Raw genomic sequence first — 13,935 nt, forward strand, 5'->3', positions numbered from 1 at the left:
GCGAGTGCATCAGCCTACCGGTGCCGCAAACGGCGATCTTCAGCCTGTACTTGGATCGGACGCCCCGTAACGGTACCGCTCCGCAAACGTGGCTGCATCTGTCAAGCGTTCGTTCAGCCAACTGGGAATATACTCGGGAGAGCGTGGAAAAGCCTGCTGATCCAGTGCAAAAACCGTCGGCGCTACCGGGGGTGACCACTGCGGATCATCCGTGTAGTTGAACTGGAAGTTCGGCTCGGAGTTCCGTTGAACGGTCGCCTGCACGGAAAGCCAGGTTCCGAAATCAGGCTGATACATATCTTCGCGGAGCTTACGCAATAGGAGGGGCAGGGCCCGGGGTGGGGCGAGCAGTAGCTGAGCACCGCCTGCCCTGGACCCACTGAGCTCCACCTGGCAGATGGTGCTGCTGCCACGAAATGTCATGCGCAGCTCCGCCCAATCGGACGGTGCATCCGAGATAAGTGAGTCGGCGATTGCGTTGGTGAGTTCGCCGGTAGCAGTCGCTGGTTGCGAAGGGCCGTTCGACATCAGTTGTAGTCCTCCCATTCGCGGTAATTGAATTCCGGCCGGTTGGGGAACCACGCCTCCATGACTTTCGAGACACCGTTCTCGGTCTCAATCCAGCGGTACCGTACCTCGGTCGGGATGCCGTCCGGGTCTCGAACAGCCTCCACCTCGATTCGATCGACACTGCAGCCCGGTCGCTGCGCATGATCGGACAGGTGTTGTTCGAGGTTGCGCCAGGACGCTTCGTTGCTCATGCCCTCCATGTTGTGCCCGCTGTTGGACGTCGCCATCTGCGGGAACATGTTGATGTACTCGCCTGGGGCGCCTGCCTCGTGGGCCGCAGCATGACCACCTGCCCAGTGGCGGTTCGGGTAGACCGCGCGCCCCTCGTCGCCAGCCTTGTTCTGCGAGTATTCGTCGCGGTAGTAGCGGTCGCTCTCCAGTGAGTCGGAAGCACCCTTGTAATGCGGGGTACCAGACATGCGTTCGGTCTGTCCATGCTCGTTGGTATTGAAGGTCCAGTTGTCGTCGACCCGGTATTGGGCGTTGCCCGCCGGTTGACGAAGCTCGATGTTCGGCCGGACATAACCGTCGGCCGTGGTATCGACCTCGGCCCATTTGATCCTGCCGGAGTCGTCGGTGAAGAAGGCGCCTCGCCCTTCGATCTCGTAACGCGTCCAAGGCTCGAGCTGTCCCTTTTCCGACAGCGAGCTCAGCGACGTTCTGGGACCGAGTGAGTCCAGTGGCTTCGGATTCGACGAATCCGGGATCTGAACGGGGCTTCCCGGATCGTTTTCGCCTGGCCCTCGCTCGAACCTGGCGTCGTCCGGTCGGTTCCAGTCGGTAATTGGGTCGGGGAACGCGTCCTGTTGGGCCGCATCACCGTAGTGTGATGGAAGGTCGTCATGGACGATCGTTTCTACGACGCGGCGTTCCGGCGGTTCGTCGAACTCGTCGTTCCCCCGGGCTTCGGCGTCGGTGGGGCGGTCGCCGGGGTCTTCGCCGTCCTTAGATGGGTGGAAGGCGTCGTCGCTGGCGGGCGACTTCGACCCGTCGGGGCTGTGGGTTTCCCAGCCTCCGTCCGGGGGCCAGGTGGGGCCGCTGTCCGGGGCCGTGCTGCTTGCGAAGACGTTACCGTTGCCGTCGGACCAGGCTTTGCCGTTCGGCGCCGTCACATCCACGCCGAGCTTCTTGGCCAGGTCGCTGGCAAAGTCGCCCGAGTCGCAGCTGAGCAGGCGGATGGGGCTTTCGCCGTCCCAGCCGGAGCGGCGCAGCACGTCAGCGAGCTCGTCAGGAGAGTAGTTCCGGCCGCCGATCTGGAGGCCGTCCGGGCCGTGATGGGCGTCGACCGTGAAGTGCTTGCCGTCGTTGGGGACCCTGTTGGCCAAGTCCTGCATGTTCGGGTCGGTGTGGCCCGACGCGCCAGCGTCGGTCTGGTGCAGGTTGTTGACGCCGTCGTCGATCTTCTGGTCGTACTCCGGCGTGCCCGGCTCCGGCTTGTCGGCGTCCGCGTCCGGGTCGTTCGGCTTGTCGCCGTCCTTCGGGTTGTCCGGGCCATCCGGTTTGGACTGCGACTCGGTCTCGTTCTTCGGCTTGTCGGGTGCGTCGTTGGCATCCGACTGCTTCGTCGTGTCCGGCGCCTTGTCGGTGTCGGGCGACTTGGTCGTGTCCTGGGACTTCGTTGCGTCCGGAGACTTCGTCGACCCTGGTCCGTTGGTGTCCGGCCGCTGGCCCGGGCCGTTCGTGCCCGTTGGGCGTTGGGTGCTTGGCGTGTCCGTGCTGGTGCCTGGGGTGTCGGTGCGCGGTTGGGTGCCGCCCGGGCCTCGGCCGTCGGGGCCTGGGCGCGACGGACCGTCGGGGCTGCGGCCCGGTGTGTTCGGAACGCTGCCGTCGGGATGCCGGGGCCGGGGCATGTCGCCGGGTCCGCCAGGACGCGGCGTGTCTGGTTCGCCCTGGGGCCGTGTCGAACCGCCGGGTCCGCCCGGACGTGTCGGGCCATCTGGGCCGCCGTGGGGTCGCGTCGGGCTGTGGGGGCCGCCCGGACCGCTGGGGCGGGATGGCGCGTCTGGTCTCCCTCGCGGAGCAGCGCTCGGGTGCGTGCTGCTGCCCTCCGGGCCGCGGGGCCGTGGTGGTCCGTCCGGGGTCGACGGCGGGCGTCCGGCGGCGCCGGGACTGCCCGGTGTGCCGGTCCAGCCGCCGCCAGGGCCGCTGCCGGGACGGCTTCCGCCGCTGCTCGGGCTCGCGCCGCCCGGGCTATGCCCGCCAGGGCTGCCCATCGGGCCACCCATAGGGCCGCCGGCCGGAGCACTGCCCGGCTGGTCTGCACGGGGTGCGCTGGGAGACGGGGCGGTAGGTGATGGCGCCGTCGGAGCGTCCACATTGGACGAACTGGTGCTTGATGGGGTGTTCGGGTGCGATGTGGACGGCGAATGCCCGCTGCTCGGCGCCGACGGGCCGCCGCCGAGCGACGGGCCACCGCCTGGGGCGCCACCACCGGCCGGGCTTCCGCCGGGCGAACCGCCAGGGCTTTGCGAGCTGGGGCTGCTCGGCGAATTGCCGGCGTCCGGGCTGTGACCGCCGCCGTTGCTCGGGGCGTTGCCGGGACTGCTTGGGGTGTCCGGGCTGCTTGGCGAACTGCCGTTGCCGGGGCTGCTTGGACTGCTTGAGGTGCTCGCGTCTGGACTGCTGGGCGAACTGCTCGGGGCGTCCGGGCTGCCACCGCTCGGTGCTCCGCTGGCGTTCGGGCTGCTGGACAGGTCGCCGGAGAACGTCGTGGGACGGTTGGTGTCGGGCGAGCTCGGGGAGTTCGGGGAGCTCGGCGGGTCCGAAGGCGCATCGGTTCGGGGGCCGTTGTCGGGCGTCGAGCTGCTGTTCGGGGAGTCGGAGCCGTTCCCGGAGCTGCTCGGGGAGGAGTCTGCGCTGCCACTGTCCGAAGTGGACCTCGGGGATCCGCTGTCGGCGCCGGAGCTCGACGACCCGTTGCCAGAGTTCGGCCCGTTGCTGGAGTTCGGCGAACCCGAACCGGAATCCGTGCCACTGCCGGGCGAGCCCGTTCCGCCGTCCGAACCGGAACCGGAATCGTTGCCGCTGCCGGTGTTGGAATCAGATCCGCTGCCGGAGTTGTTGCCGTTGCCGGAGTTGTTTCCGGAGCTCGAATCCGACCCATTGCCGGAGTTGTTTCCGGAGCCCGAATCCGACCCGCTACCAGAGTCGTTACCGGAGCCGTTGCTGCCGTTGTCCCCGGACCCGTTGCCGTCGGTTCCGCCGCCCAGGCCGCCGACCTTGGCGTTGTGCTTGCCCACGACGTTCGTGCCGAAGACGTCGTCGAACTTCTTCCACACGCCCTCGGCGATCTTGTCCGGCGCGCTGCCGAGCTTCTTGATGACCTTGCCGAGGACCTCGACCATCTTGCTGATCTTCGGCGCCACGTTGCTGATCGTCTTGATCAGCTTCTTGACGACGTCGCCGATCTTCGAGGTGACCTTGGCGATCTTCGCGGTCACCTGCGCGACGATGACCGGGGTGCCCAGCCCGAGGGTGCACACCGCTTCCAGCGCGTACGTGATGATCGCCGCGATGCACTCGGCCACCAGATCGCGCACGAACTCGCGCACGAACGAGACGACCTCGCCCATGATCGTCACGACGGAGCTCAGCGTGCCCGCCAGTTCGCCGGCGCCCGCAACGGCCTCGGCCTTCTCCGTGGCATGCTTGCGATACGCGTCGCCCGCCGCGCCGGTCCACTCCGCCGTATCGGCCTTGACCGCGTTGTTGTACTGCTCGACGGCCGCCTTGACCGCCTCGGACACCTTCCCCCACGTCTGCCCGTACGCCTTGACCCCGTCCGGGTCGCCTGCGAACCAGTCCAGCGCCTCCTTGAGGGGTTGGACGTGCTCGATCAGCCACGACAGGCCGTAGGAGAGCAGGGTTCCGATCGGGTCCACGGCCATGCTGACGACTTCCATCGCCATGCCGCCGTAGGCCAAGCCGGCTTCCACCCAGCTGGAGCCGTCTTCCAGGCTCTTGATGTCGTGGGCGGATTCCAGGATCCCGATGCCCTTGATGCCGTCGGGAGTCTCGTTCGGGTCCTTCTGCAGGGTGTCTTCGGTGACGACCAGGTTGTTTTTGGCCATCATTGCACCTTGTTGATCAGCGCGCTGTTGTCGTCGTCCATGGACTGGTAGTCCTCGGCCGCGCCGCGGACGTTCTCGGCGATTTCCTCCATCGCCGAGATCGCCTTCTGCAGCGCCTCGACGCCGTTGCGCTCAACGGGCTCCAGCATCATGGCGAACGGCTGGCAGAGGATGCCGTACGCCTCGTTGTCCATAGTCACCTGCTGCGACGCGTCCAATGCGGTGTTCAGCTGATCCACCACCCCGTCCACTCTGGAGGAATGGGCGCGCAAGTTCTCGGTGACGACGTTCATCTCGTCTGCCATCGTTTGCTCCCTCGGTGATCAGCGCAGGAAAGAGCGGTCGCTGAAGTCGTCGTCGTCGAAGTCGTCCGGGCGGCGGCGAACGGGCCGCGGTGGTGGTGGCGGCGGTGGCGCGGCCGGTCGCTGCGGGGGCTGCTGCTGCCGCGATTCCTCGTAGTCGTCCTCGACGCCGAACTGCATCTCCGGCACGCCGGACCCGCGTTGCTGCGCCTCTTCCTCGGCTGCCGGGGGTTCGGGGAAGTTCTTGCGGGCCTCGCCGAGCACGTGCTGCGCGGCGGAGTCATCCAGCCCGACGGTGCTGGCCACCGCCTGCTGCATCAGTTCGGGAATCTTCGCCTGTGCCGCCTGGACGGCGCGCATGATCTCGGTGCCCAGCTTCGCCATCGGGCGGTTGTTGGCGTTCTCGGTGAGCTGGATGTTCTGCAGGATGCCGTTCGACCCGACGGTCACCTGGATCGAGCCGTCGCGGGACGTTTCAGTGGCCGAGATCTGCTCGATCTCCTGCTGCATCCGACCGAACTTCTCGGCCTTCTCGGCAGCACGTTCCTGCCATTGCTGAACCATCCGCTCGGCCGCGCCGATATCCCTGCCGAAATCCTCGGACACACGTCCTCCCCCGGGCGAAACCCCTGTTCGGGAAAGGATGACGCGCCGCGATTGGAATCGGTGCCCCTCAGTCGCACAAAACGGCTCAACGGCCCATTTCGTTGCGACGGACGGACTAATTGGAATTGCTGGGTTCAGGTGATCCGGGCTGATCCTGTTCGTGTCGCTCATCGGCGCTCGACGGAGAGCTGCCGTTCGCCTTACCGCCCGCCCGACTTCCAGTGACCTCACCGGGCCTCTAGGACCCCGTCTCGCAGCACGGGCGCCTGTCGGCTGCTGTTCACCTCGGCGGCCAGCGCGACATCGTGCGCGAACCCCAGCTCCGCGAGCTCCCGACCCGATTCGCAGTCGGCGAGCAGAGAGCCGATCTCGCCGGTCACGGCCCGGAACGCGGCCGCGGCCAGCTCTGCCTCGGGAGAACGGCGGCCGGGCAGGGCGGAGATGATCGCGCCCGCACCGAGCTGATCCTCGATCGCGGGCCGCAGCTGGTCGTCCCGGCGTTCCCCTGCGGCGATGACGCCGATCGGCCCACCTTCCTGCGCTGCTGCGTGCGCCACCGCCTCCGCGTTGCGCAGACAGCCCACGAACACGGTGGCCCCGGTGGCTGACGCCTCAGCGCAGAGCGTCGCGCCATTCGGTGACGGCAATCCCAGCAGCACGTTCGGGTTGAGAGTGCGCAGCGACGACGGGCTCAGGGACCACTCGTCCAGGCTGCGGGGCTGCGCGAGCACCGCACCTGCGGGTATCGAGGCGTCCTGCCAGCGCAGCGGCAGCACCCGGGCCCCGGTGGTCGTGGCGACGTCCACGGCCGTCGAGAACGACAGCACGTCGACCACCACCAGCACCGGGCAGTCCGCCAGGGCTCGCAGGCCGGGCAGCGCCCAGTCGAGGTGCACGTCGGGGTTCGCGCTGGTCACAGCGGGTAGCGTAACCGGGGTGAGCGGGGGCGGGGGCCATTTGGCAGACTGCCCGCGTGCGCGTCTACATCGGCTCCGACCATGCCGGCTACGAACTGAAGAACCACCTCGTCAAGTGGCTGACCGACAAGGGTCACGACGTGACCGACATCGGTCCGGCGGAATACGACGCCCAGGACGACTACCCGCCGTTCTGCGTCGAGACCGCCCGCCGCGTCGTCGCCGACGAGGGCAGCCTCGGGCTGGTCCTCGGCGGGTCCGGCAACGGCGAGCAGATCGCCGCGAACAAGGTCCCCGGCGCCCGCGCCGCGCTGGCCTGGAGCGTTGAAACCGCGAAGCTCGCCCGGCAGCACAACAACGCGCTGCTGGCCGGCATCGGTGCGCGGATGCATACCGTCGAGGAGGCCGAGCAGATCGTCGAGGCGTTCCTGACCACCGACTTCGAGGGTGGTCGGCACCAGCGCCGGATCGACCTGCTCACCGACTACGAGAAGTCCGGCCAGCCCCCGGCCCTGCCCGGCAGCTGATCGATGGCACCGGCACGCCGGACCGCGGCGCTGCTGACACCTCTGGTGGCGGCAGCGGGCACCGCTGCTGGCGTGCTGGTGCTTTTCTTCGGGCAGCGCGCGCTCGCACCCGTCCTCGCCGGTGGCCCAGGTGCGGCCTGCACCGAACCCGACTGCGTGCTCGGGGTGGGCCTGTGGCTGATCGTGGGCGGCGTCATCGCGCTGTGCGCCTCGCTGCTGGCCGGGACGGTGTTCCGGCATCCCGATCGACCGGTTCGGCGCGGTCTGCTGATCGCGCTTTGGTGCGTGGCAGCGTACCTCGTGGAGTCGGTCGTGCTGTGGATTCTCGCTTGACGCGGACGGACTGTTGACATGCCTGAAGGCCACACCCTGCACCGGCTCGCCGGGTTGCACGGCGAGCTGTTCGCCGGCACGGAGGTCCAGGTGGGCAGCCCGCAGGGGAGATTCGCCACCAGCGCTTCGCTGCTGAACGGCTCGGTGTTGCAGCGGGCTGAAGCGCACGGCAAGCACCTCTTCCACTTCTACGGCCCGGATCGGGTCGTCCACGTGCACCTGGGGTTGTACGGCACGTTCACGGAATCCGAGCTCCCGCTGGCCGAACCGCGCGGCCAGGTGCGGATGCGCATCATCGGCCGTACACATTGGACGGACCTGCGCGGTCCCACCGCGTGCGAGCTGCTGACCGGCGAGGAGGTCGCCGCGCTGCGCGGGCGGCTGGGCCCCGATCCGCTGCGCCGGGACGCCGACCCCGAGCAGGCCTGGCAGCGGATCTCGCGGTCCCGCACGAGCATCGCCGCGCTGCTGATGGACCAGAAGGTGCTGGCGGGTGTCGGCAACGTCTACCGCGCCGAAGTGCTGTTCCGGCACGGCATCCCGCCCTACACTCCGGGCCGGTCGCTGGACCGGACGCAGTGGGAGACGATCTGGGCGGACCTGGTCGAGCTGATGGCCGACGGGGTGCGCGCGGGTCGCATCGACACGGTGCGGCCGGAGCACCTGCCGGAGGTCACCGGTCGGGCGCCGCGCCAAGACCGGCACGGCGGAGAGGTCTACGTCTACCGGCGGGCGGGAATGCCTTGCCTGATCTGCGGAACCCCGGTGGCCACGGCAGCCCTCGCCGCCCGGAACCTCTACTGGTGCCCCGCCTGCCAAACAGACTGACGAACGTCCCCACCTCCCCAGGAGGTGTGCGATTTCAATGGAAATCGAAGGTCCGATTTCAATGGAAATTGCGGTTCTCCGGCGTGTCGGGTCACGACACGCCGGAGGGTGTGGATAACTCGCACGATTTCAATGGAAATCGATGGTCTCCGACGAGGTGGTCCGCCGCGCCGAACAGGTCGAACTCGTCGACATGACCGCCGAAGTCCTGCGCCGCCGCATGGTCCACGGCAACGTCTACCCGCCCGAGAAGATCGACGCGGCGCTGAGCAATTACTTCCGCGTCGGCAACCTCACCTGCACCGCAGCGAGTTGACAAAATTAGCAACGCGGTGGCATGTGGCGGATTGTTGTGGTGCCGCCGCGCGGGGTAGGACCGGCCATCCTGTGTAAGGAGCCGTTTCCGGCGACTCCGATCAGGTGATCTCCGCCTTCCTGCACTTGAGCAACGGAGCGCGGACTGGATAGTGTCGACTCATACAGTCGAACGTTCTGTTAAATGGGGGTTTCCAGTCAAGTGCGAGTTCGACTCGAGAGTCGAACTTCCGGCAACGAATGTTGCCGATTCTTGGCACGACATCGCCGCGCCGGCCCTGGACCCCGGTTCGGGTTCGCTTTGCGTAATTACTGTTCGGATAAGTTGAGTGAGGGCATGCTCGCATCCGCCGATCCAAGCAGAAAGCCGACGTCACCAAAAGGGCGAAGTTTTAATTCTTGGTTGAAAAACGTAGATCTGAAGATGATTGCCGACCAGGTCGGCACGCCGGTGTTCATTTACAGCGAGGCACAGCTGCGGCGCAACCTCGGCCGCGTGCGCTCGGCGGCGCAAGCCGCGGGCCTCGGCGAACGCGTCGAGCTCTACGTGCCATTCTTCCCCAACTCCAATCCCCACGTGCTGCGCCCGCTGCAGGAACTGGGCGTCGGGCTGCTGCTTCAGCTGCCCGGCGAATACGAGATCCTGCGTCAGTTCGGCTTCGACCGCTTCATCGTCTCGCCGGGCCACGTCGCCGACGAGGAGATCACCTTCTGGTCCCGCACCGGCCACCCGACGTTTCTTTCCAGTGTCGGCGAGGTCGAGTACGCATTGCGCAGCAAGGCGCCTACGATCAGTGTCCGCGTCGACAGCCTCGACTCCGGCAAGCCCGGCGTCAAAATCGGCGAGCTCGAACGGCTGACGCGGTTGCTGCGGGAATACGATCGCGAGCTGGAATGCTTCGAGGTCTACTGCGGTAGCGGGAACTCGCGCGACGAGATGATCGGCATCATCGAGACGATGTTCCGGATCTTCAACGACCACTTTCCGTCCGCGCGGTCGGTAAATTTCGCCGGTGGTCACGGTTTCGCGTACGAAGAATGGGACGAATCGGCGAAACATTTCGACTGGCACGAATATTTCCAGGCGCTTGCGGAGACCGCGCGGCGAAAGGATATACCGCCGCACGTGCGTTTCCTGTTCGAACCGGCCCGTGACGTGCTGGCCGACACCGCGGTGCTGCTGCTCGGTGTGAAGCGCGAAGTGATCAGCAACCCCGTATCGAGCCTGGTACCTACCGACGGTTCCCGGATGCTCATGCCTTCGGCGCAGCTGCGCGACCGCCGGCACAACATCGTGTTCTTCGACGCCGACATGGCCGAGCTGACCGGCGAGAGCTCGACCAGTGCCGCGCTCCGCGGCCGGACCATTCTCCGCAACGACTACATACTGCCCGGCGAATACCCCGTTCCCGCAGGTGTGGATGCGCGCAGCTACGTGGCGATCTTCGACGTTGGCGCCTACTGCGCAACTCAGCACATGGAGTTCCTCAACGTCCCGCCGCCGGCCGAAGTGCTGGTCGACGTCGACGGCGCCGCCCACCTGATCACTTCCCGCGGCGACGACCTCGATAAGTGGCGGAACCTGCTTTTCGGCCGTAAGAAGCTCAGCTGAGCCCACTGGTCAACGGTCCGGCCCCGCCGACGACGTGTGGGCAGGCCGGGGTACGTCCAAGAAAGGGGACACGCATGTCCCGCCACCCGTCGGATGGCCTGGCGCGGGTCACCGAGGCCATCGCGAACGCCTGCGCCCGGTCCGGCCGCGATCCCGGCTCCGTCGAACTGGTCGCGGCGTCCAAGACCGTCCCGGCCGAGGTCCTTACCGAGGCCATCATGGCCGGCCACCGAGTCTTCGGTGAGAATCGGGTGCAGGAGGCCAACGGCAAGTGGCCTGAGCTGCGCGCCGCGCACCCGGACGTCGAGTTGCACCTGATCGGCCCGCTGCAGAGCAACAAGGCGGGCCAGGCCGTGGAGCTGTTCGACGTCATCCATTCCGTCGACCGCGTCAGCCTGTGCGCCGCGCTCGCCCGCCAATGCGAACTGAAAAGCCGGTGGCCGGAGCTGTTCGTCCAGGTCAACACCGGTATGGAGGCGCAGAAGGCCGGTGTCGCTCCGGAGGACGCCGACGCCTTCGTCAAGTCATGCCGGCAGGACTTCGGGCTCAATGTGACGGGTCTGATGTGCATCCCGCCGCATGACCGGCCGCCGGCGCCGCACTTCGAGCTGCTGGCCGGCCTCGCCGAACGCAGCGGGCTGTCTTCGATGTCGATGGGCATGAGCGGCGATTATGAGCTCGCCGTCGAATACGGCGCGACGCACGTGCGGGTGGGAAGCGCGATCTTCGGCGCCCGCCCGCCGATAAGACCGGCATGACAGCGCGGCTTCCCGTCACCCGGCCTGCCCGCTACGACGTGCTGTTCGAGCCGGTACGCATCAGCCCGGTCACCGCGAAGAACCGCTTCTACCAGGTCCCGCACTGCAACGGCATGGGTCGCTCCTTCCGCAGCGCAATGGCCGCCATGCGCGGGGTGAAGGCCGAGGGCGGCTGGGGAGTGGTCAGCACCGAGCAGTGCGACGTGCACTACTCCGGAAACCATCTGCGGGAGCTGCGGATTTGGGACGCCCGCGACGTGCCCTACCTGGCCAGGGCGACGGACGAGATCCACCGGCATGGCGCGCTCGCGGCGGTCGAGCTGGTGCACAACGGCCATCACGTGCCCAACTTGGAGTCCCGCGCGACCCCGATCGCCCCCAGTGTCACGGCCACCAGAGGGATTTTCCCCGTCACAGCGAGGGAAATGGACTCCGCGGACATCCGCGCGTTCCGCCGCTGGCATCGCGCGGCTGCGGTCAACGCGAAGCGGGCCGGTTTCGACATCAACCATGGGCGAGGAGTGGCGGCGCGGCTGGCACCCGGAGTACATCCCGCCCCGCGACACCGACGACTGAACTCGACTGGGACCAGCGTTTCCCCACCGAAAGCTCGAATGACCCGGCTGGAGACCGGAATGGCTGATTTCAGGGAATACGTCGGCCGGGTGGCGACCGGTTCGGACCTGGATTTCGATGCGGCGTCCGAGGCGTTCGACCACCTGACCTCGGGTACGGCCACCCAATCGCAGATGGGCGCCTTTCTGATGGCGCTGCGGATGCGCGGGGAAACCGTCGCCGAGCTGACCGCAGCGGCAAGTACGTTGCGCCGCAAGATGCTCCGCGTCGACGCGCCCGCCTCGGCCGTCGACGTGGTGGGAACCGGCGGCGACGAATCGGGCTCTTACAACGTGTCGACCTGCGCGGCGTTCATCGTGGCTGGAGCGGGCCCTCCGGTGGCCAAGCACGGCAACCGGGCGCTTTCGTCGCGAAGCGGCGCATCCGACGTGCTCACGGCACTCGGCGTCCGGATCGACCTGGGGGCGGCGGCGATCGGTCGTTGTATCGCCGAGGCCGGCATCGGGTTCATGTTCGCCCCGAATCATCACCCTGCGCTCAGGCACGTAGCCGCCACCCGTGTCGAACTCGGCACCCGGACGATCTTCAATCTGCTCGGTCCGCTGCTGAATCCGGCGGGCGTGCGCAGGCACCTGGTCGGTGTCTACTCCCGGGAATGGGTCGAGCCCTTGGCAACCGTGCTCGGCGAACTCGGCTCGGAGCGAGCGTTGGTGGTCCACGGCAGTGATGGACTCGATGAGATCACCACGTCCGGGCCGACGACCGTCGCGGAGCTCCGAGCCGGCCGGGTCCGCGTCTACGAACTCAGCCCCGGCGACGCCGGGCTGCCTACGGTACGCGCCAACCAGCTGAAGGGCGGCGACCCCGCGGCCAACGCCGAAGCGTTGCGTGCCGTACTGGAAGGAGCCACTGGACCCTACCGCGATATCGCGGCCTTCAACGCCGCCGCCGCGCTGGTCATCAGTGACCGGGCGCAAAACCTGGTCGAAGGCATGGAAATCGCGGCGAAATCGTTGGATTCCGGAGAAGCACTCGCCCGCCTCGAACGACTCATTCACGTGTCCAACAACGCCTGATTAGGACCCGAAATGGCCAACTTCCTCACCAGAATCGAGCAATACAAGCGAGCAGAGATCGCAGCGGCGAAACAGCGGACGCCGCTGGCCGAACTCGAGCGACGAGCAAGCGATGCCGAGGCGCCGAGGGGGTTTCTTGCCGCAATCGAAAAGCGGCTCACCGCTGGCGGATACGCGCTGATCACCGAGCTGAAGAAGGCGAGCCCGTCAAAGGGGCTCATCCGCACCGACTTCGACCCGCCGGCGCTGGCCCGCGATTACGAGCGAGGTGGCGCGACCTGTCTGTCGGTGCTCACCGACGTCAAGTCGTTTCAGGGCGGCCCCGAACATCTCACCGCAGCTCGCGCGGCCACCTCACTTCCCGTACTGCGTAAGGACTTCATGTACGACGTATACCAGGTGTTCCAGGCCCGGGCGTGGGGCGCCGACTGCATCTTGATCACCCTCGCCACGGTGTCGGACACGGAGGCGCAAGAGCTGGAGGAAGCGGCATTTTCGCTCGGCATGGACGCCCTGGTGGAGATTCACAACGAGGCCGAACTGGCCCGTGCGGTCGGGATGCGTTCACGGCTGGTCGGCATCAACAACAAGGACCTCCGGACGTTCGAAACCTCGCTGAGCACAACGGAAACGCTCGCTCCAGGTTTCCCGCCGGACCGCGTCGTGGTGGGCGAAAGCGGACTGAGTACCCGGGCGGACCTCGACCGGCTCGCAAAAGCCGGCGTATGCACCTTCCTCATCGGCGAAAGCCTGATGCGGGCCCCCGACGTGGAACGCGCGACAGCGGAACTGGTGCGCTGATTCAGGCTGCCGTCTCGCGGGCCGCGGCGACGAATTCCCGCATGCGGCCGTGGTCCTTCACGCCGCGGCGGGATTCGATGCCGCTGGAAACATCCACACCCCACGGACGCGCCTCGGCGATCGCCCGCGCGACGTTGTCCGGCGTCAGGCCGCCTGCCAGCAGCCAATGCCCCTGCGGACGGGCGCCGGCCAGCCCGGCGAGATCCCAGCGGCGGCCCGAGCCCGCCACCGGCGAGTCCAGCAGCAGGACTTCCTCCCCGAAGGCCCCGACCCGTACCTCGGTCTCCGGGGTGAGTGTGGTGGCGCGCCAGAGCCGGTGTGGGGCCAGCGAGTCGAACGCGGCCGGTGGGTACTCGCCGTGCAGCTGAATCGCGCCGACGCCGGATGCCTCGGCCAGCGGTGCGACTTGCTCGATCTGCACCTTGCCGAACACTCCTACGGCGAGCACGGAATCGGGTAGTCCCGCCACCAACGCCCGCGCCGTCTCGGCGTCGATCCGGCGAGGGCTGGGGCCGAAGACGAAGCCGACCGCGTCACAGCCGGCGTCGACCGCAGCGGCTACGTCGGCGCTGGTGCGAAGCCCGCACAGCTTCACGAACATGATCACCAACATACCTGGGGCCACCCGCAGTGTCCCGTCCGGT

13 protein-coding genes and 1 pseudogene are annotated in these 13,935 nt (G+C 67.4%); 8 read left to right on the top strand and 6 right to left on the bottom strand.

From position 1 onward, the window contains the following. Positions 1-39: 39 nt before the first annotated feature. The 5 genes from FDZ84_RS18565 to FDZ84_RS18585 form a co-directional block, all read right to left on the bottom strand. Positions 40-528: a hypothetical protein gene (locus FDZ84_RS18565; protein WP_168586949.1), complete on the bottom strand. Its 489-nt coding sequence runs from the start codon at positions 526-528 to the stop codon at positions 40-42. Then, positions 528-4,643, bottom strand: a complete 4,116-nt coding sequence (locus tag FDZ84_RS18570) for a hypothetical protein (protein ID WP_168586950.1) — start codon at positions 4,641-4,643, stop codon at positions 528-530. Before FDZ84_RS18570 ends, FDZ84_RS18565 begins: the two co-directional genes overlap by 1 nt. Further along, on the bottom strand, positions 4,640-4,945 hold the full coding sequence (locus tag FDZ84_RS18575) for an ESX-1 secretion-associated protein (protein ID WP_168586951.1): 306 nt from the start codon (positions 4,943-4,945) through the stop codon (positions 4,640-4,642). Before FDZ84_RS18575 ends, FDZ84_RS18570 begins: the two co-directional genes overlap by 4 nt. An 18-nt stretch (positions 4,946-4,963) precedes the next feature. Continuing rightward, complete coding sequence (locus FDZ84_RS18580) at positions 4,964-5,548, bottom strand: YbaB/EbfC family nucleoid-associated protein (protein ID WP_210435609.1); 585 nt, start codon at positions 5,546-5,548, stop codon at positions 4,964-4,966. Positions 5,549-5,775: 227 nt separating this feature from the next. Then, positions 5,776-6,465: a 2-phosphosulfolactate phosphatase gene (locus FDZ84_RS18585; RefSeq protein WP_168586952.1), complete on the bottom strand. Its 690-nt coding sequence runs from the start codon at positions 6,463-6,465 to the stop codon at positions 5,776-5,778. A gap of 56 nt (positions 6,466-6,521) precedes the next feature. Here FDZ84_RS18585 and FDZ84_RS18590 point away from each other — a divergent pair, with 56 nt between their 5' ends. From FDZ84_RS18590 to trpC, 8 genes and pseudogenes are all read left to right on the top strand, one after another. Then, positions 6,522-6,992 carry a ribose-5-phosphate isomerase gene (locus tag FDZ84_RS18590; RefSeq protein ID WP_168586953.1) on the top strand — a complete coding sequence of 157 codons (471 nt, stop codon included), beginning with the start codon at positions 6,522-6,524 and terminating at the stop codon, positions 6,990-6,992. 3 nt (positions 6,993-6,995) lie between these two features. Beyond that, the gene (locus tag FDZ84_RS18595) at positions 6,996-7,325 is read left to right on the top strand and encodes a hypothetical protein (RefSeq protein WP_168586954.1); all 330 of its coding nucleotides are present in this window, start codon (positions 6,996-6,998) and stop codon (positions 7,323-7,325) included. An 18-nt stretch (positions 7,326-7,343) separates the two neighbouring features. After that, positions 7,344-8,153 carry an Fpg/Nei family DNA glycosylase gene (locus tag FDZ84_RS18600; RefSeq protein ID WP_168586955.1) on the top strand — a complete coding sequence of 270 codons (810 nt, stop codon included), beginning with the start codon at positions 7,344-7,346 and terminating at the stop codon, positions 8,151-8,153. Between the two features lie 136 nt (positions 8,154-8,289). Then, positions 8,290-8,451 (top strand): annotated as a pseudogene (locus FDZ84_RS18605) (sensor histidine kinase KdpD); the annotation flags it as partial. Positions 8,452-8,652: 201 nt separating this feature from the next. Beyond that, positions 8,653-10,080, top strand: a complete 1,428-nt coding sequence (locus tag FDZ84_RS18610; protein WP_168586956.1) for a diaminopimelate decarboxylase — start codon at positions 8,653-8,655, stop codon at positions 10,078-10,080. Between the two features lie 74 nt (positions 10,081-10,154). Next, positions 10,155-10,838, top strand: a complete 684-nt coding sequence (locus FDZ84_RS18615) for a YggS family pyridoxal phosphate-dependent enzyme (protein WP_168586957.1) — start codon at positions 10,155-10,157, stop codon at positions 10,836-10,838. Continuing rightward, the gene (gene trpD / locus FDZ84_RS37835; RefSeq protein ID WP_210435610.1) at positions 10,835-12,490 is read left to right on the top strand and encodes an anthranilate phosphoribosyltransferase; all 1,656 of its coding nucleotides are present in this window, start codon (positions 10,835-10,837) and stop codon (positions 12,488-12,490) included. The genes FDZ84_RS18615 and trpD overlap by 4 nt, the downstream gene beginning before the upstream one ends. A gap of 12 nt (positions 12,491-12,502) precedes the next feature. Next, complete coding sequence (gene trpC / locus FDZ84_RS18630) at positions 12,503-13,291, top strand: indole-3-glycerol phosphate synthase TrpC (protein ID WP_168586958.1); 789 nt, start codon at positions 12,503-12,505, stop codon at positions 13,289-13,291. Position 13,292: 1 nt separating this feature from the next. On the opposite strand, the gene FDZ84_RS18635 is transcribed toward trpC, so the two are convergent. Then, positions 13,293-13,892: a phosphoribosylanthranilate isomerase gene (locus tag FDZ84_RS18635; protein ID WP_168590169.1), complete on the bottom strand. Its 600-nt coding sequence runs from the start codon at positions 13,890-13,892 to the stop codon at positions 13,293-13,295. Positions 13,893-13,935: the final 43 nt, after the last annotated feature.

The sequence above is a fragment of the Saccharopolyspora sp. ASAGF58 genome (assembly GCF_012277335.1).
In the GTDB taxonomy this organism is placed as follows: Bacteria; Actinomycetota; Actinomycetes; order Mycobacteriales; family Pseudonocardiaceae; genus Saccharopolyspora; species Saccharopolyspora hattusasensis.